The organism is Chryseobacterium sp. JV558, from assembly GCF_033712365.1.
In the GTDB taxonomy this organism is placed as follows: Bacteria; Bacteroidota; Bacteroidia; order Flavobacteriales; family Weeksellaceae; genus Chryseobacterium.
The window spans coordinates 118,865-136,525 of the sequence record NZ_WJHU01000003.1; the positions used below are offsets into that span (position 1 = coordinate 118,865).

Annotated in this window: 16 protein-coding genes and 4 tRNA genes; 14 read left to right on the plus strand and 6 right to left on the minus strand. The window is 35.7% G+C overall.

Going from position 1 to position 17,661, the window contains the following annotated elements; all coding sequences use genetic code 11:
- The first annotated feature begins 76 nt into the window (after positions 1 to 76).
- Together rmuC and GFU89_RS11520 are read left to right on the plus strand one after the other, a co-directional pair.
- Positions 77 to 1,582, plus strand: a complete 1,506-nt coding sequence (gene rmuC / locus GFU89_RS11515; RefSeq protein ID WP_318847261.1) for a DNA recombination protein RmuC — start codon at positions 77 to 79, stop codon at positions 1,580 to 1,582.
- 211 nt (positions 1,583 to 1,793) lie between these two features.
- Positions 1,794 to 2,561: an RNA methyltransferase gene (locus GFU89_RS11520; RefSeq protein WP_318847262.1), complete on the plus strand. Its 768-nt coding sequence runs from the start codon at positions 1,794 to 1,796 to the stop codon at positions 2,559 to 2,561.
- A gap of 130 nt (positions 2,562 to 2,691) precedes the next feature.
- On the opposite strand, the gene GFU89_RS11525 is transcribed toward GFU89_RS11520, so the two are convergent.
- Positions 2,692 to 3,021, minus strand: coding sequence for a hypothetical protein (locus GFU89_RS11525; protein ID WP_318847263.1), 330 nt, complete (start codon positions 3,019 to 3,021; stop codon positions 2,692 to 2,694).
- 183 nt (positions 3,022 to 3,204) lie between these two features.
- Here GFU89_RS11525 and GFU89_RS11530 point away from each other — a divergent pair, with 183 nt between their 5' ends.
- On the plus strand, positions 3,205 to 4,386 hold the full coding sequence (locus GFU89_RS11530; RefSeq protein ID WP_318847264.1) for a hypothetical protein: 1,182 nt from the start codon (positions 3,205 to 3,207) through the stop codon (positions 4,384 to 4,386).
- On the plus strand, positions 4,370 to 4,951 hold the full coding sequence (locus tag GFU89_RS11535; protein WP_318847265.1) for a hypothetical protein: 582 nt from the start codon (positions 4,370 to 4,372) through the stop codon (positions 4,949 to 4,951). Before GFU89_RS11530 ends, GFU89_RS11535 begins: the two co-directional genes overlap by 17 nt.
- Here GFU89_RS11535 and GFU89_RS11540 read toward each other — a convergent pair.
- Together GFU89_RS11540 and GFU89_RS11545 are read right to left on the minus strand one after the other, a co-directional pair.
- On the minus strand, positions 4,900 to 5,475 hold the full coding sequence (locus tag GFU89_RS11540; RefSeq protein ID WP_318847266.1) for a 5-formyltetrahydrofolate cyclo-ligase: 576 nt from the start codon (positions 5,473 to 5,475) through the stop codon (positions 4,900 to 4,902). The two genes, GFU89_RS11535 and GFU89_RS11540, sit on opposite strands and share 52 nt — an antisense overlap.
- A 71-nt stretch (positions 5,476 to 5,546) precedes the next feature.
- Positions 5,547 to 6,908, minus strand: coding sequence for a rhodanese-related sulfurtransferase (locus tag GFU89_RS11545; RefSeq protein WP_318847267.1), 1,362 nt, complete (start codon positions 6,906 to 6,908; stop codon positions 5,547 to 5,549).
- Positions 6,909 to 7,270: 362 nt separating this feature from the next.
- Here GFU89_RS11545 and GFU89_RS11550 point away from each other — a divergent pair, with 362 nt between their 5' ends.
- The gene (locus GFU89_RS11550) at positions 7,271 to 8,806 is read left to right on the plus strand and encodes a trypsin-like peptidase domain-containing protein (RefSeq protein ID WP_318847268.1); all 1,536 of its coding nucleotides are present in this window, start codon (positions 7,271 to 7,273) and stop codon (positions 8,804 to 8,806) included.
- Between the two features lie 69 nt (positions 8,807 to 8,875).
- On the opposite strand, the gene GFU89_RS11555 is transcribed toward GFU89_RS11550, so the two are convergent.
- The 3 genes from GFU89_RS11555 to GFU89_RS11565 all read right to left on the minus strand — a co-directional run bounded on the left by GFU89_RS11555 (position 8,876) and on the right by GFU89_RS11565 (position 12,430).
- On the minus strand, positions 8,876 to 9,331 hold the full coding sequence (locus GFU89_RS11555; protein ID WP_318847269.1) for a hypothetical protein: 456 nt from the start codon (positions 9,329 to 9,331) through the stop codon (positions 8,876 to 8,878).
- Positions 9,331 to 9,711 (minus strand): RidA family protein, encoded by a 381-nt coding sequence (locus tag GFU89_RS11560; RefSeq protein WP_034694591.1) that lies wholly within the window; start codon positions 9,709 to 9,711, stop codon positions 9,331 to 9,333. The genes GFU89_RS11555 and GFU89_RS11560 overlap by 1 nt, the downstream gene beginning before the upstream one ends.
- A 133-nt stretch (positions 9,712 to 9,844) precedes the next feature.
- A complete protein-coding gene (locus GFU89_RS11565) occupies positions 9,845 to 12,430 on the minus strand; it encodes a putative LPS assembly protein LptD (protein ID WP_318847270.1) in 2,586 nt (861 codons plus the stop codon).
- Between the two features lie 53 nt (positions 12,431 to 12,483).
- On the opposite strand from GFU89_RS11565, the gene GFU89_RS11570 reads away from it, so the two are divergent.
- From GFU89_RS11570 to GFU89_RS11610, 9 genes are all read left to right on the plus strand, one after another.
- Positions 12,484 to 13,770: an N-acetylmuramoyl-L-alanine amidase gene (locus GFU89_RS11570; protein ID WP_318847271.1), complete on the plus strand. Its 1,287-nt coding sequence runs from the start codon at positions 12,484 to 12,486 to the stop codon at positions 13,768 to 13,770.
- 59 nt (positions 13,771 to 13,829) lie between these two features.
- A tRNA-Glu gene (locus GFU89_RS11575) sits at positions 13,830 to 13,901 on the plus strand.
- A 371-nt stretch (positions 13,902 to 14,272) separates the two neighbouring features.
- Positions 14,273 to 14,593: a hypothetical protein gene (locus GFU89_RS11580; RefSeq protein ID WP_047380487.1), complete on the plus strand. Its 321-nt coding sequence runs from the start codon at positions 14,273 to 14,275 to the stop codon at positions 14,591 to 14,593.
- A 66-nt stretch (positions 14,594 to 14,659) separates the two neighbouring features.
- A complete protein-coding gene (gene rpsT / locus GFU89_RS11585; protein ID WP_076353226.1) occupies positions 14,660 to 14,914 on the plus strand; it encodes a 30S ribosomal protein S20 in 255 nt (84 codons plus the stop codon).
- Between the two features lie 10 nt (positions 14,915 to 14,924).
- Positions 14,925 to 14,996 (plus strand) — tRNA-Glu (locus tag GFU89_RS11590).
- A gap of 84 nt (positions 14,997 to 15,080) precedes the next feature.
- Positions 15,081 to 15,152 (plus strand) — tRNA-Glu (locus GFU89_RS11595).
- Between the two features lie 67 nt (positions 15,153 to 15,219).
- A tRNA-Glu gene (locus GFU89_RS11600) sits at positions 15,220 to 15,291 on the plus strand.
- 478 nt (positions 15,292 to 15,769) lie between these two features.
- Positions 15,770 to 16,534 (plus strand): T9SS type A sorting domain-containing protein, encoded by a 765-nt coding sequence (locus GFU89_RS11605; protein ID WP_318847272.1) that lies wholly within the window; start codon positions 15,770 to 15,772, stop codon positions 16,532 to 16,534.
- A 218-nt stretch (positions 16,535 to 16,752) separates the two neighbouring features.
- The gene (locus GFU89_RS11610) at positions 16,753 to 17,541 is read left to right on the plus strand and encodes a T9SS type A sorting domain-containing protein (RefSeq protein WP_318847273.1); all 789 of its coding nucleotides are present in this window, start codon (positions 16,753 to 16,755) and stop codon (positions 17,539 to 17,541) included.
- Positions 17,542 to 17,661: the final 120 nt, after the last annotated feature.

Consider the following 17,661-nt stretch of genomic DNA (forward strand, 5'->3'; position numbering starts at 1 on the left):
ACAAACCGTAAGCAACCTCATGAAAGTTGAAATATGTTTGATAGTAACTTCCACCCTTTTTTCATAATTTTGGAAGATGGAGATGATATATTTAATTATTGGGTTTGTTGCCGGTGGCGTGCTGGGAGCGGTGATATTGTATTTTGCATTGAAATCATCAATGGTTTCGAGAAGCTCTTATGACGGGCTGAATACCTTATCTATTAAAACTCAGTCTGATCTTGAAAATTCAACCCTGAAAATTCAGGAACTTAATCAAAATCTCAGCAAAGAGAAAGAATCCAATATGCTGCAGCAGGATCTTCTGGATGATCTGAAAAATGAATTCTCTAAAATCTCCGCTGAATATTCTTCTTTAAACATCCAGTTTCAGGAATTGAAACAATTCAATCAGCGACAGACCTCTCAAATAGAAGCACACATCATTGAAAAACAGGATATCTTCGCCAAAAACTCAGAACTTTCTGCAAAAAATGAAGGGCTACAGAAGTCTCTGGATACTCAAAAGGAAGAAATTGTAAAAATCCAGGAAGAATCCAAACTTCAGTTTGAGAATCTGGCGAATAAGATTTTGGAGGAAAAAACAGAAAAGTTTACTGCTTTAAATCAAAATAATTTAAAAAACATCCTTGAACCTTTCCAGGAGAAAATTGCCGACTTAAAAAACAAAGTCAACGAAGCCTATGAAAAGGAAAATAAAGAACGTTTCTCCCTTGCCGAAAAAGTAAAAGAACTGGCAGAGCTGAACCAACAGATTTCTGAAGATGCAAAAAAACTGACCCGCGCTTTGAAAGGGGAAAGTAAAACTCAGGGGAACTGGGGCGAGATGATTTTGGAAAGTATTCTTGAAAAATCAGGGCTTGTAAAAGGAAGAGAATATTTCCTGGAGCATGAATTGCGTGACGAAGATAACAATGCTTTATTCTCCGAATTTTCAGGAAAGAAAATGCGCCCGGATGCCGTTATAAAATATCCGGATGAAAGAAATGTTATCATTGATTCTAAAGTTTCTCTGACTGCGTTTACCGAATTGGTAGACGAAACCGATGCTGATGTATACGCTATAAAACTGAGCCAGCATCTTGGATCTATCAAGAATCATATTAATCAATTGAGTCAAAAAGCATACGATGACTACGGAAAATCATTAGATTTCGTGATGATGTTTATTCCCAGCGAACCGGCTTATATTGCAGCCATGCAGGCTGATCAGAATCTTTGGAACTATGCCTACGAAAGAAGAATCCTGTTATTGAATCCCAGTAACCTGATCACCTCCCTTAAACTGATTGCTGATCTTTGGAAACGTGAATACCAAAACCGAAATTCCATAGAGATTGCTGAGCGGGGAGCAAGATTGTATGACAAATTTGTAGGTTTTGTTGATAACTTAGAGAAAGTTGGGAGAAATCTTGACCAGGCGAAAAATGTATATAATGATGCTTACAAACAGCTTCATACCGGAAATGACAACCTTGTCATCCAGACTCAGAAGCTGAAATCGTTGGGTATCAAAAACAAAAAAGATCTGCCTCAAAGTCTTATTGACAATAGCAATCTTGTTGAACCATCTGAAATCTAAATCCGGATTTCATGGGTTTATTTTAAATCAGAATATAATCTTTGGACAGCCATATTTCTGCAAATCGCTATAAATTAATTTCCATTGCTGCTATTATATCCTTTGCTATTTATCTAAAAAGAAAAAATAAACTCCCTTTCAAGATAACCTGGAAAAGTCTTTTTATCAAAACCAGAGAAGTTCAATCATAAATTTTGCATAATTTTGCGGAATGTTGATAGAAAGTTTTCAAAACGAAAAAATAAAAAATGTCACTAAGCTCCTTACTGACAACAGATTTCGTAAAAAATCAAAAGTTTTTGTAGTAGAGGGCCAGCAGGAAAATGAAAGAGCCATGCAGTATGATTTTGAACCGCTGGAATTCTTTGTCTGTGAAAATATCTTTAAAGGAATCCTTCCCGAGGGAAAAATCCATTATGTGAGTGAAAAAGTATATGAAAAAATAGCTTACAGAGGAAGTTCCGAAGGAATTATCGGGATCTATCAGGCGAAGGAGACTCTACTTTCATCATTCGCTCCTAAAGAAAATTCTACAGTAATTATTGTTGAAGGAGTAGAAAAACCGGGAAATCTTGGAGCTATTTTAAGAAGTTGCGAAGCATTTGGGGTAGATGCATTGATTGTAGCTGACGGAAAAACTGATTTTTACAACCCTAATGTGATCAGATCCAGTGTAGGTTGTCTTTTTGGTATGGAAGTATATCAGGCTGAAAATGAAGAAACATTGGAATTTTTGCAAAAAAACAGCTTCAATATCTACACTACATTGATGGACGAAAGTGCTGAAGATCTTTATAAGAGAGATTTCAGACAGCGTTCTGCAGTATTATTTGGAACGGAACATTCGGGATTGAGTGATTTCTGGATCGGAAAAGGAAAAAATACGCTGATTCCTATGGCCGGAAGTATTGATTCTTTAAATCTGAGTAATGCAGTAGCTATTACCTGCTATGAATCTTTAAAACAAAAGAAAGGATAAAGGCTATTGATAAATAAGGCTGAACTTTATTTTCAATGAGATTGCTTCGCCTTCGGCTGGTAATGACTAAGCATAAAAAAACCGTTTCACTGGGTGAAACGGTTCTTTTATTGTTAAGCTTATGCTAGAATTATTTCTTAGCAGCATCTTTAGCAGCATCAGCAGCTCCTTTAGCAGCATCAGCAGCTCCTTTAGCAGCTTCTCCAGCTCCTTTAGCAGCATCTTTAGCAACTTCAGCACCAGCAGCAGTAGTAGCAGCAGCAGCATCTTTAGTAGCTTCTACAGCAGTAGTTGCAGCAGAATCAACAACTTTAGCAGCAGAGTCAGAAACTACAGCAGCAGAATCAGCTACAGTAGCAGCAGCAGAATCAGTTGTTCCTTCAGTAGAAGTAGCTTCAGTTTTTTTACAAGCAACTAGAGAGATTGCAGCGATAGCAGCTACGAATAATGACTTTTTCATAATAAATTAAATTTAATTTTGTTAATATTGTTTTATAAAATTTTCTTCTGTTCTGTTATTTGAACAAGACAAAGGTATAGCAGTTAGAAAATTTGTTTATGAAAAATAATTGTAATACCTTTGTAAAATAGTTTTACAAAAAAACATAGCTGATAATCAACAATTTAATTATTTTTTGAAAAATTGACAGATTTAGATCTATTACACTTTGAGCAGCTAAAAAAGGATGTTCAGGGTCAATACTTAAAAGAACATACCCCTTCGCAGGATGATATATCCAAGTGGAAGGGTATAGATATTATATATTTTCAGGAAGACCTACGCAAAAAGGCAAAAGGCAATATCAGTGAAAAGTCATTTTACACCTATTTCAAAAGTTCACCGGTTACGAAATTACCAAGGATAGATATGCTCAATTTATTGAGTATCTATACGGGTTACGACTCATGGTACGAGTTCAAGAAACTGCATCTTTTTGCAGGCGAACTGCTACAGGAAAATGAAAATCTGGAAGAAGAAGAAATCAATGAACTTGAAAAAACAGTTTCTGCAGCTCCTGAACTTCCAAAAACAGAATTTCAACCTAAAAAAGTCGAAAATACACCCACACAAAACGTTGATTTACAAAAATCAAATACTGAAAATCAACAAGTTAACCAAAACATAAAAACAACGCAGGAAATTGAAATTTCTCCTGTTCCGCCTAAGAAAAATTTCATCAAAAAGAACGCCTGGGCATTGGTTACTTCGGTTTTGATTACAATTACCGGTCTTTTGGGATTTAAAGACGTACTTTTTTCAAAAACCTATAAATATTGTTTCATTGATAAAGACAGAGGAGTTTCTGTCATCAACACTTTAGAAATAATGGTGGTGAAAGAAAATGAGTCTCCATTGATGTATAAAATAAAACCAGGGGAGTGTTTTTATTATTCTACTAAGGATAAAAATTTAAAAATGCGCATCAGTGCTCCTTTCTATGAGCCACTGGAAGTCAACAGAAACCTTGAGAATGCACCTGAGGAGGAAAAAATAGAACTAAAGCCGGATGATTATAAGATGGCAGTGTACTATTTCTCGATAAAAGACATCAAAGGAGGAAATCCGGACGAACAGGTTGCTCTCATTAAACAGAAAAGAAATCAGCTGGAAAATTTAATCAGCAGCAATGCCGTGATCTACCAGGTATACGACAATGATACCTACGGGATAGAAAGACTGGATAAGCAGAAATACATCACTCTGGTAACCACTCCAACGACTTCACTGAAAAACCTGAATGTAATAGAAATGAAAAAGGATAACAAAGGTAAGATTGTATCCATCAAATTTAAAATTGCTACCACAAATGAAAATAATAAGTAATTTTTTAATTTTCGCCGTACTTCTGACATTATTTATTGCCTGTAATAATAAAACCTCAGAGGTAAGCGACCTCGATAAACTACGAAATAGCAACAACGAAAAGAGCTATCCGGCAGTACAGATGGACAGCATGCAGGCGATCAATTCCATTACCAAACAGAAAGTTCAGGAACTTTTTGACCTGTCTACTCTATATCTATCCGGAAATAGAAACACGGAAATAGACACCGTTATTTATTCACAAATGGAAAGCTACTTCCACAAACCGGATTCTTTGACGTTTAAAAGATTACTGAAAGAGCTGGATAGTATGAAAGTAAAAACAGCAAAGGTCAGCAATCTGAATGTATATAAAGAGTTTTATAAAAAAGACACATTAGACTATGCTAAGTTCAGTGTAGAATATTTTGATAATAAAAACAAGTCGTTGGGAAGCTTTGAAAAGAATGCACAATACATTTTGTTATCTACTTCCAAACTCAAAAAGGAATTTAAGTTTTACTTTTTAGATTTTTATTCCAAGCCACTTAAGAAAGACAGTACTTCTGTAGGAGTAACCAAATAGTCCACGGGAATATCATTTTCCCAGACATCATCCACATATTCATCGGGGTCAAAGTAATTGACTCCGATTTTTTTGGTCTCAACTGATATGTTTTGGAATAATCTATCATAAAAACCTTTCCCATATCCTACTCTATTCCCTTTTCTGTCACAGTACAGCAATGGCGTAATCACATATTGAAAGTTATTTTCACCTGAATCCTCATTGGAAACAGGCTCTGAAATTCCCCAGCTGCTGATTTCAAAAACAGTATCTTCAAAGATTTCAATAGTAATTAGCTTATCACCCACAATTTTAGGAACATAAACGCGGATATTTTGAGATAAAAAATAGTGAATAAAGATTTGTGTATCAATTTCTTTTCTTGCCAGAATCGGGATGAAAACATGTACTTTTTCTCCACCTTTAGGATTGAAATGATGAATGAAATTTTCAAAAATCTTTTCAGATAACAAGAAAGCCTCATCTAGAGACAAGGCTTTTCTTTTTTGGGTATATTTTTTTCTAAGCTCAGCTTTTAGCATAATTATTAAGTTATTTTAACTGAAATAATTTTTACCGGACAAGCTTTTGCAGCTTTATCGCTTATTCCTGATTATGCGTTTTGCACAATTCTATACAGTTTATCAGATGAACGAACTCTGAATGGAAGTTCAAAAGTAATCTGATCTCCAGGTTTTGCAGTTTCACAAGGACCGCCATCTACATACATTTCAGTAACCGCCACTTCCTGTTCTCCGGTTGTAGGCCCTGAAATTAATACTTTATCTCCTACTGACAGATCCTTAAGTTCAATTAAGAACTGTGCAATTTTCGATTTTGAATAATAATGTTCTGCTTTACCAATCAATTCTTTTTTGACAGCAATTTTTTGGCGGATATTTTTTGTTTCAGCTTTTGCTAATGGCGCATCTGGTAAATCTCCTGAGTTTTTGAATTTCAAGGCATCAGATTTTCCTTTTCTGAACACTTTATTTCCTACCTGTAGTCCTTTTCTTAATTTCACCTGCTCATCCCAAGACAAATGTATAGTGTCCAAACATTCTGTAGAACAACAGTTTTCCATTGCTGCCTTACATTCATCACATTGGATAAATAATAAATGGCAAGCATCATTAGCACAGTTGGTATGGTTATCACATGGTTTTCCACACTGGTGGCATTGTGAAATAATGTCATCTGTAATTCTCTCTCCTAAACGGTGGTCAAATACGAAGTTTTTACCAATAAACTTACTTTCTATTCCTTCTTCTTTAATCTGGCGGGTGTATTCAATGATTCCGCCTTCCAACTGGTAAACATTTTTGAAACCCTGATGTTTGAAGTAAGCACTGGCTTTTTCGCAACGGATTCCTCCGGTACAGTACATCAAAAGGTTTTTATCTTCTTTAAAATCCTGTAACTGCTCGTTGATAATCGGTAAACTTTCTCTGAAATTTTCCACATCCGGAGTAATTGCCCCTTCAAAGTGCCCTACTTCACTTTCGTAGTGATTTCTGAAATCTACTACTATGGTATTGGGATCTTCAAGTAAATTATTGAACTCCTGAGCTTTTAAGTGAATTCCTTTATTGGTAACATCAAAAGTTTCATCATTCAAACCATCAGCAACAATTTTATTTCTAACCTTAATTGTCAGCTTTAAAAAAGAATAGTTATCCTGATCAACAGCGACATTCAAACGGATTCCTTGCATGAAGTCATACATTTCCAGCGTATTTCGGAAAGCCTCAAACTGATCCGCAGGAACACTCATCTGAGCATTAATTCCTTCTTTTGCTACATAAATACGGCCAAGTGCATCCAGTGCATTCCAGGCTATAAATAATTCGTCGCGAAATTTTTTAGGGTCTTCAATTTTGGCATACGCATAGAAAGACAAAGTAAGACGGTCTTTACCGGCTTCATCAATAAGTTGAGCTCTTTCTTCTGCGCTTAAGGTGTTATACAGTTGCATGCTATAAACGTTTTAAGTGAGAATAAAATTTTTGCAAAGATAATCATTTTCGAATTAAGTATCTTTATGACACAAATCACAGATTATGAATAAGGAGCGGCTGATAGTGACTATCTGACAATAAAAGATGGAAAATACAGCATACTTAGACTCTAAAAACTGACATATTTTCTTTAATTTTTTTTTAAGTTTTGTTAACTCTGACATTAACAATTATGACATAAGGCATAAAATGATATAATAGCCGTTAAATTTTAGTTAAAATTGAAACATAGCATACTAATTGCTTACTTATTTAACATTAAATTTGTTTACTCAAAAACATAAAAAAGAAATTAATTAATAAACAAGAAAGATATACAATGAAGAGTACTTTAAAAAAACTATTACCATTTGCAGTAGTAGGAGTAATTTCCGGAGCTACTACCGTTGGAGCCATACAATATTTAGGACACAACTCCAACAATGGAGATCAATCTTACTTCAGAGCATCAGCACCTAATACCTCATTCGCAGGAATGAATACAGGGGCAGTAGGTGACGATTTTGTGAAAGCAGCCAAAACAACCGTTCCGGCTGTAGTTACCATTAAAAATTACCAAAGCAGAACAGCAAGCAGAGCTTCTGAGCAGGATTTATTTGACTTTTTCTTCGGAGATCCTTTCGGGGGAAGAGGCCAGGGCCAGCAGAGACAGAAGCAGCAACAGGCTCCTGACAACATGCCATCAGGAATGGGTTCAGGTGTCATCATCTCTCCGGACGGTTACATTATTTCCAATAACCACGTGGTAGCAGGTGCTAATAAACTGGAAGTAGTATTGAGCAACAAAAAATCATATATCGCTACTTTGGTAGGAACTGACCCAAATACAGACATCTCTCTATTAAAGATTGAAGAAAAAGGTCTTCCTTATTTAAATTTTGCAAATTCTGACAATATCGACGTAGGACAATGGGTACTTGCGGTAGGAAATCCATTGGGATTAAACTCTACGGTAACAGCAGGTATTGTTTCGGCTAAAGGAAGAGGTATCGGAATCTTAGGAGGCCAGGGAAAAGCAACTAATCCTATTGAAAGCTTTATCCAGACGGATGCTGCGATCAACCCAGGAAACTCGGGAGGAGCTTTGGTGAATACGAATGGGGAACTTATCGGAATTAACTCTGCAATCCAGTCTACTACAGGATATTATCAGGGATATGGATTTGCTGTTCCTTCTAACTTAGCCAGAAAAATTGTTGAGGATATCAAGAAATTCGGAATTGTACAGAGAGGATTCTTAGGAGTACAATCTTTAGATCTTTCGAATGATCAATTGGTAACTTCATACAACAAACAGTTCAAAACGAGTCTGAAAATAGGTTCTGGAATTTATATTACAGGATTCGGCGAAAACAGCGGTGCTGAAGATGCAGGATTGAAAAAAGGAGATATTATTACTAAAGTAGATAACTACGATATTACTGATTTTGCTGATCTTTCTATGTCAATCGGAAGCAAGCGTCCTGGTGACAAAGTTCAGGTAACGTATTCTAGAAATGGTAAAGACGGAACTGCTACAGTAACACTTAGAGACCAGAAAGGAGGTACTTCTACAAGAACTAAAGCTGATCTTAGTGTAACTGAAAAAATAGGAGCTGAATTTGACCCGCTTACAGAGCGTTTCAAAACAGAATATGGACTGAACAGTGGTGTTGTTGCCAAAAGCGTTTCTGAAGGCAGCGAAATGGCTAAAATAGGAATCGTAGACAACTATATCATTATTGAAGTAAACGGCAAGCCTGTGAATTCTCAGAAAGACGTAGAAAAGATCCTGGATAAATACCAGGGAAATGTACAGGTGAAGTTTGTAGATGACTACGGAAGAATTTACACAAAAGGATTCAAAATGCCTTAATCAGAAAACAAAATTAGTTTTTCATATCAACAAAAAACGCTGCAGAGATCTGCAGCGTTTTTTTATTATTTATTTAGGTTTATTCATTTTTTCAGCAATTCTTTTCTGTTTGTTCCGCTCATAAATAATTTCTACAATCTTACCTCCAATCCAGGAAAACGGAAAGAATGTAAGGAAAATAGAGATCTTATAAAATGTAGGGTGATAAGGAAATATAATCACATCCAGCATCGCAATAAAGAGCATAATAAAACCGATCAGAATAGCATAAGCTACTTTAGCATATTTAACGATGATCGCTGTTGCAACGCCTCCAATAGTAGTTCCCAATCCGGAAATAAACAATAGGAATCCGAAAAACGCCTGATCATCTTTCATACTGAAAAGAAACCTCTGCCAGTGCTCAAACGGAGCAAAAGCATCAAAAGTTATCCATTGCGGAAAAACCCTTATACCAAGAGTAATAATAAGCCCTGCAATACCAAGACCTACCAGAACCGCAATTGTATTTCTTATAAAATTCATTAATCCTGATGTGCGATCATAGAAATTTCGATATCCACATTTTTAGGCAGGCAAGAAACCTGTACTGTTTCACGGGCAGGATAGCTTTCTGAATCTAAGTAAGATGCATAGATATCATTCATTACAGCAAAATCATCCATACTCTTAAGGAAGATTGTTGCTTTTACAACGTTTTTGAAAGTCATTCCAGCTTCAGTAAGAATTGCTTCAAGGTTTTTCATTACCTGGTGCGTTTCTTTTTCAATTCCTTCTACCAATTTACCAGTTGCAGGATCTACAGGAATCTGTCCGGAGATATACAAAACTCCGTTTGCCATATTAGCTTGTGAATAAGGACCGATAGCTGCAGGTGCATTAACTGTGTTGATTATTTGTTTCATAGCGGATATTTATTTTTTTCTAAGGTCATATGCCATCACTTTTGTCAGTAAGAAAATTTCTTCAGCAGTGATTTCATTAGAATTTATTTTGGTTGCAAATATAAAATTTATATTATCAAATGCCAATCTGATATTAGAAAGGTGCATTAGGCTGGGTAAAGCTTCTGTCTTTGTACTTCAATGCATCACTTAAGATATTGGCTTTGATCCCGATAAAGAAGTCATACACTTTATACTGTCCGAAAGGAACCCAGTTGAAATTGATCGTAAAACTTCGCTGATCTCTTGAAAAACCAATTCTCGTATACGCCAATTCTTTAGTCACCATATCATAATGAGTACTTCCTGTGATATTCCAGAAAGGTGTCAGCTTAAGACTACCGTCTAATCCTATCGATGCAATTTTGTTGGCAAATTTGCTCAGTCCTTTTGAGTAGGCATAGTTCGCGCTGATATTTAAAGTCCATGCCTGGTCAAAATGGGCATAATGATCATCATCAAAATAATAATTTTCATTTCGGACCTCTCCTTTTGATGAGTATTTCTTAGCATAATCTGTTTTCTCTCCAAAAATTTCGCTGCTTAAAGGATAAGACAGCTGAACATTGAATCCTTGCACACTAAAGTGTCCGAACTGTTCTGTTCTTACCCCAGTATCCTGGCCTGAAGAGAAATCTATTTTATAAGGTTCCAGCGCAAGACTGGTATTTACCGTAAGTTTATTATTAAAGAAAGAAGATTGTCCGTTGATTGAGAACACAGACCAAGGGTGATCCTTAGCAGCGAAGTTGTAGCTTCCTGAAAGGTTCAAAGATTCAAATATCTTGATTTTTTTCACTCCTGTAGAATCGCTCTTAGATTTTACTTTCATCTCGATATTGTTACCAATATTGAAACCTAAAGCTCCCTGCATTCCACTTGACGGGCTTCCTATGATTCCTTTTTCAAAAATAGAATAAGGAGTAAGCGCTCCGGTTGCATTGTAATAATTTTTATAATATCCGAAATTAGGACTTGAAAAATCCGGAGAATAGGTAAAGCTGACACTTGGTGTCATCATATGTCTTACTGCTTCTACTGCAGATCCTTTTTTAAATTTCATCATTCCGAAAAGTGTGGTCTGAAGACTGGCTGAAGTAGAGAATGTAGAATATCCTGTAAAATTCTTATTGATCTCATCTACTGTTACGTTCTTTACCGGATCATAGAATCTATTCAGTGTTTTTGTCGTCAATGCATTGTCGATATTCGCACTTAAACTGAAGGTAAAATATTTTGCCACTGTGGTATTGGTAGCCAATGCGATATTGTTTTTAAGCCCCGTCTGCATTTTGTCCCACATTTCTTTTTTAAACAGTTCGTTTTCCTGAGTATTAACGAAATTGGTAAGATTGAAACCTGTATTCACTGTAATATTTTCAAGAAGTCCCTGTCTTATTCCTGTTCTTGATTTAAACAGATAAAACTGGTTAATCGCTACGTTCATCTGTGGAAGACGAAGGTCTGCCAATCCTGTTGCAAAGTTCTGTGAATATGAAGCCGTTCCTGTAATTGTTGCCGGAAGTTTCAGAAATCTTTTGGTAAGAGTTACCGTAGAGTTCTGTTGGGTATTCAATACATTCTGGTTGAAAATATAGTTGTTGTTAAGCGGATTATTGTAAAACTTCGTACTTACAATGTCCACAGAAGCACTGAAGGTAAGGAAAGGATTCGCTTTAGAATCCTGAGAATGCGTCCAGTTGATTCTATAGGTACTGTTTTTTGTATAATCATCCAGCCCTTTAATACCTCTTACCATGGTTCCGATATCCGCCGTAAAGTTTCCGGAGTAACGGTATTTCTTCTGATAATTTACCTGAGGACGTAAATTCCAGCTTCCTTTGGTATAGATATCAGCAAGAACTTTAACGTCAAAGTGTTCTCCAATTGGCTGGTAATATCCTATTCCGTTAAGGAAAAATCCTACATCTTCCCTTTCTCCGAAACTTGGAATCAGAATACCGGCCGCTCTTTTATCTGAAAACGGTAAAATGGCAAATGGAAGGTAAAGAGGGGTAGGAACCTGCTCTATAAACATCTGGATAGGTCCTGTAACGATCTGAGATTTGCTTTTGGTTTTAATCAGCTTAATATTATAAGCTCTCATAAAATAATCCGCGGCCGTATCTTTTTTCTTAATGAAATAATCATCCGTTGTATAATCCGCTTTTCTCATCGCGAATACGGAGTCATTATATTTTTTGGTCTTCTGCGCTATAATTACCCCTTCACTTTCTTCTGTTCTCGCATTGAAAGCAATAGCCTGTTTGGTTTTTGTATTATAGCTGAATTCGTTGGTTTCGTACTTTTTCCCGGCCTGTGTGGTAATTACGGGCTCAATAATTTTCCCTAAAGAATCCTGTTTTCCTCTGGCATAGATCAGATTTTTATTATCATCAATTGAAATATAGTCTGCATCAATCTGCATATCCTGGTACTTCACCTGGGCATTTTTGTTCAGAAAAGTCATCTTTTTAGGGATGTCTCTTCTCTGATCATCAGCTTTTGTGCGAAGAACATCATCTAAAGTTTCTTTTTTTACAACTATGGTATCCTTTTTGGAAATAGTATCATTAACCGCATTTTTAGGCAATTTTTCAGGAGTTTTCTGTGCTAAAAAATTGTTAAAAATTAGGATAATTAAAATTTGTAATATATTTTTGAGGACGGTTTTGGCCAATTTTATTATATATAATTAAGGCCCAAAATTAATATAATTTTTATAACTGTAAGATGCACAAACAAAATTTTAAAATAATTTTATCATTTCTCCTTATCCTTACGAGCAACTTTATTTTCTCTCAGAAGAAGTTTACTATCGTTCTGGATGCTGGACACGGAGGAAGTGATCATGGGGCCAACAGGACCTATTCCGACATTGGAAGAGTGGCGGAAAAAGACATTACACTTGCCATTACGTTAAAAGTAGGCGCAATGTTAGAGAAAAACAGAGATTTCAAAGTCATATATACCCGTAAAATTGACGAATATCCTTCTCTATCTGACAGAACCAACCTGGCCAACAGGAGTAAAGCAGATCTTTTTGTATCCATTCACTGTAATTCTTCCCAAAGACCTACAGCATATGGTACAGAAACCTATGTACAGGGACCTAACCAGAATAATGAAAACCTTGAGGTAGCCAAAAGAGAAAATGATGTGATCTTCCTGGATGAAAAAGATAAGCAGACCTTCGGTTCTTACAATCCTGATTCTCCGGAGTCATTAATTGCCTTAAAACTTCAGCAGAACAAATATCTGGAATCAAGTCTTCTTTTGGGAGGATTGGTAGAAGACAACTTTGTGAATAAAGACAAACGTTCTTCAAGAGGTGTTTTCCAGAAGAACCTTCACGTTCTCCGTATGAATGCCATGCCATCTGTACTGATAGAAACAGGTTTCATCAACCATCCGGAAGAAAGCCACTATATTGCGTCAGACAAAGGACAGACTGAGATTTCAGAAAGTATCTATAACGCAATCATAGATTACAAAAAAGCGGTTGACAGAAAATCCGGAGGTTCTATTGCGATCAAAAAGCCAGAACCGGAAAAACCAGCTGAAACTCCTCTGAAAAATGATTTCAGAATTCTATTGATGAGTTCGCCTACGAAATACAATGAAAATGATCCTGCTCTGAAAGGATTGAATTACATTCTTACTCTTAAGGAAAACGGACAATACAAGTATTACTATGCTGTAACGAATATGGCTTCTGTAAAAGACATTAATCTTAAAACAGCTAAGGATGCAGGCTTTAGAAATGCTTTTGCCGTTGGATTTATGCCTAATCAAAGGATTAATATGGGGTATTACACCATAGAAGTATACTCCGGAGATAAGCTAAACGGTAATTCTTATATCCTTCAGAATCTGAAAGACGTAGAAAGAGAGAAAGACAATGGCGTTTTTTATTATACCTATGGAAAAGTGTACACGTTGGAAGATGCAGCAAAGCTTCAAAAAGAACTTGAGGCTAAAGGTGTCAAAAACACGGTGATACAAAAAGTCTATAAATAATTAAAAAAAATAATTTTGAAGTTAAAAAGTTAATGATTACTTTTGCAACCTCAAAATTTGGCCTATTCGTCTAGTGGTCAGGACTCAAGATTTTCATTCTTGCAACAGGGGTTCGATTCCCCTATAGGCTACAACTTACAAACCTTTAACAGATCTGTTAAAGGTTTTTTTATGGATTAAGGTCTTCTATACTTTGCGTTCAAAATCAACTTAGGTATTAAAAAAAATGCTGTAAAAGGTAAAGATCTTACGGATTTCCATAGTGAACCTGAGAAAATCATTAAAAATTACAACATCCTAACAACCTGAAATTAATATCATTATAATATAGAGCCTTTACTTTTGTTGTAAAAATTCATTCCATTTACGTTATATGTCACAAAAGCATTATATTTGCAAAAATTTTAGTCATAGTTGGTCACCCGGATATGGCTGCACTGATGAAAAATATTATTGATAAATCATTGTCTGTAGTTTTCTACAGGCTACCAAATTTTATATCATGCCGGATTTAAAAATACAAGAAGCAAAATTGCTTTTTAAGAAAATCCACTCTAACCCAAAAAGTTACGATTTACAAATCAATGAAGACGGGATTACAGGCAGAGATGATAAAATCAGTTTCAGACTTTACAGGACTGGAGAGAGGGTTGCTTTTGAAGTAACAATTGATGGACTCACTTTCACCAACACCACTGGAGAATGGAATAATGCATTGATCATGCTGGGAAATACGATCAAAAAATTAGAAAAAGAACAAGAAAATTTAAAAATAGAACAAGCAATAAATAAACTAAGAAAGTACCTTTCAGAAGAAAATTAAAATTTTTGAAAATAAATTTGGTAGTTTTAAAAAAAGTTTATAGTTTTGCACTCACATTTAAACGATATGGCAAATCATAAATCAGCACTAAAAAGAATCAGACAAAACGAAACTAGAAGACTTCGTAACAGATATTACCACAAGACTGCTAGAACAGCTTTAAAGACTTTAAGAAATGAAGAGAACAAAGCTGCTGCTACAGAACAACTGCCAAAGGTTATCGCTTTATTGGATAAATTAGCTAAGAAAAATATTATCCACAAGAACAAAGCGGCTAACTTGAAAAGCAAATTGACAAAGCACGTTAATAAATTAGCGTAAAAATATAGCTGGCCCGTTCGTCTATCGGTTAGGACCTCAGATTTTCATTCTGGTAAGAGGGGTTCGATTCCCCTACGGGCTACTTAAATCTTATAAAACCACTGATAAAACAGTGGTTTTATAAAGACAAAGTAGGAAAGCTATTTTTTACACAATCAATCTAACCGGCCCGTTCGTCTATCGGTTAGGACCTCAGATTTTCATTCTGGTAAGAGGGGTTCGATTCCCCTACGGGCTACAAGATTAAGAGTTGATACTTATAAAAACAAAAAACTAACACATTACTTTGGTAGTGGAAGATAGAGGGCCCGTTCGTCTATCGGTTAGGACCTCAGATTTTCATTCTGGTAAGAGGGGTTCGATTCCCCTACGGGCTACAAAAGGACTTTTTCGAAAGTCCTTTTTTCGTTTCTATATATACATTCAGACAATTTTTATCTGCAGTATCTTTATTCATTTGATCACTGCATTACCTGAATTACCACACTCCCCTTCCATTTTGGGAATTATTCATTGAATTATACCTGACAATACCTACAGAAAAATCCTCTTAGTTTTCCTTCTATCTATTATACAATCCAAATTGAATCAATAGGGATCAATCTCAAAGCTTGGGAAGGAACAAAGGTTTCAATTCATTTGAATAGAAAAAATGATTTCATAAATTTCATTGAGCCCTATACAAACAATACTCCGTTTCCCAACTTTTACGTTTGATCTATCAATAGTCTATGCCCCTCATAACAGAGGTATATTAAATTTTATTAAAAATATCACCAATAATGGAAATATTATTTTTTACCTGACTATTAATCCTTAAATTTGACTAAAACTATTCACACTAAAATAAATAACATGAAAATTAATTTACTTATGGGAAACTTTAAGGCTGGATTAATGGCTTTATTTCTATTTTCAGCCAGCACCTTATCTTTTGCACAAAACAGAATTTATGCACACGCTCAAAGCTCAGGTGTATTTGGAGTCGCTTGCCTGGGATGCCGTATAGACAATCCTTTAAATGCAGTTGGGTACAACGAAGATGACTATTCAACAATGGTATTGGGAACAGCTTTGTTAGGAGGAATTCAACAAACATTGATCTTTCCTGACCTAAGATCAGATACAAGACTGGTCGTAGGAATCGGAACTGACAACATTCCATTATCTGTACAGTTATTAAGTGGAGTAACTCTTGAAACCATGAATGGAGGAACTTCTAATGAAGACCGCAGAACGATAGACGTAAGTCTTCTTAAACTGGGTGCCATTCCAAACAGAGGAACAGTAGAATTCAAGCCGGCAAAACCTTACGACGGGATAAGAATAGGTTTAACAGGAGGTGTATTAAGTCTTGGCGGCGGATTCAGAATTTATTATGCATACCAGGATCCATTAATCAGTATTATGGCTCACAGCCAAAACGGCCAGGTTACTCTTGGAGGAAATGTTCCGGTAGAAGGTTCAGAGGTTGTATTGTTCAACACTTCCGGAAAAGAAGTATTCCGCTCTACATTAAAATCAAACACTTTTGAACCCAGACAGTCTGAGGGTATTTATATAATGAATATACAAACTAAAGAAGGAAAAACATATTCCAGAAAAATTTTAATTAAGTAATTAAATAAGCGATACAATAATGCGGCAGACTTTTAAGCTGCCGCATTTTTTTTGCATTCACGCTCAGAGAAATACAAGAAAAAAAATAATAAAAACAAATTCATAATCATAAATATCAACAAATTATTAACAAATCACATAAATATGAAATAAAATAAGCAACATAATTATTTTATTTATAAATTTACAAAAAGCTAAAACCCAAAATTTTTCTACATATGAAAACTTATTTATTACTTGGCCAACGCACAATGAAAGCTGCAGTTTTGGCATCATTCTTATTTTTAACAAGCACAACGTCTTTTGCACAGATTGTAAAAACCTATGCAAGCAGCCAAACCAATCAGGTATTGGGAGTATGCTTGGGCTGCGGAGTATTGAATCCTCAAAATGCAGTAGGAAGTAACGAAACTGACTACTCTACGATCCAGGTTTCAGTAGGTCTTTTGGCAAGAACGGAACAGACATTGATCTTCCCAACTACCAACATCGCCAACAACACCAATAAGCTTGTCATTGGAATTGGTTCAAACGGTACTCCACTATCTGCTCAGATATTGGGAGGTGTATCTATTGAGACATTCAATGGAGAGGTGTCCAACAATGATCGTCAAAGCCTTACTACCAGTCTGCTCAACCTTGGAGCTGGCGACCCAAGCAAAGGTGAGATTGAGCTTACCATGAACATTCCTTTTGACCGTATCAAAATCAATGTGAACTCAGGGTTATTGAATATTGGTGGTGAGCTTAGAGTATATTATGGATATCAGTACAAAGATCCGTTCATCAATTTCATGGCTCACAGTCAGAATGGACAGTTTACTCTTGACAAAAATATTTCGGCACCAGGTTCCGAGGTTAGTCTGACCAATACTTCAGGAAAAGAGGTATTCCGTTCTAAGCTGACATCCAATACATTTGAAACAAAGCAGCCACAAGGAGTATATATTATGAACCTTACTACAAAGGAAGGAAAAACATACTCTAAAAAGGTGATCATCAAATAAGAAAGATCCATTACAGATCAAACGCGGCAAGCTTTTCAAGCTTGCCGCGTTTTTTATAGGAATAATGTATTCCCATTCTTCATGATAAACCTCTGTCACTTCATTAAAAAACCCTGACCA

Bases quoted from the DNA above. Each gene is read 5' to 3' on its own strand.
- rmuC (WP_318847261.1), top strand. From the start codon at position 77: ATGGAGATGATATATTTAATTATTGGGTTTGTTGCCGGTGGCGTGCTG.
- GFU89_RS11520 (WP_318847262.1), top strand. From the start codon at position 1,794: ATGTTGATAGAAAGTTTTCAAAACGAAAAAATAAAAAATGTCACTAAG.
- GFU89_RS11525 (WP_318847263.1), bottom strand. From the start codon at position 3,021: ATGAAAAAGTCATTATTCGTAGCTGCTATCGCTGCAATCTCTCTAGTT.
- GFU89_RS11535 (WP_318847265.1), top strand. From the start codon at position 4,370: ATGAAAATAATAAGTAATTTTTTAATTTTCGCCGTACTTCTGACATTA.
- GFU89_RS11540 (WP_318847266.1), bottom strand. From the start codon at position 5,475: ATGCTAAAAGCTGAGCTTAGAAAAAAATATACCCAAAAAAGAAAAGCC.
- GFU89_RS11545 (WP_318847267.1), bottom strand. From the start codon at position 6,908: ATGCAACTGTATAACACCTTAAGCGCAGAAGAAAGAGCTCAACTTATT.
- GFU89_RS11550 (WP_318847268.1), top strand. From the start codon at position 7,271: ATGAAGAGTACTTTAAAAAAACTATTACCATTTGCAGTAGTAGGAGTA.
- GFU89_RS11555 (WP_318847269.1), bottom strand. From the start codon at position 9,331: ATGAATTTTATAAGAAATACAATTGCGGTTCTGGTAGGTCTTGGTATT.
- GFU89_RS11560 (WP_034694591.1), bottom strand. From the start codon at position 9,711: ATGAAACAAATAATCAACACAGTTAATGCACCTGCAGCTATCGGTCCT.
- GFU89_RS11570 (WP_318847271.1), top strand. From the start codon at position 12,484: ATGCACAAACAAAATTTTAAAATAATTTTATCATTTCTCCTTATCCTT.
- GFU89_RS11580 (WP_047380487.1), top strand. From the start codon at position 14,273: ATGCCGGATTTAAAAATACAAGAAGCAAAATTGCTTTTTAAGAAAATC.
- rpsT (WP_076353226.1), top strand. From the start codon at position 14,660: ATGGCAAATCATAAATCAGCACTAAAAAGAATCAGACAAAACGAAACT.
- GFU89_RS11605 (WP_318847272.1), top strand. From the start codon at position 15,770: ATGAAAATTAATTTACTTATGGGAAACTTTAAGGCTGGATTAATGGCT.
- GFU89_RS11610 (WP_318847273.1), top strand. From the start codon at position 16,753: ATGAAAACTTATTTATTACTTGGCCAACGCACAATGAAAGCTGCAGTT.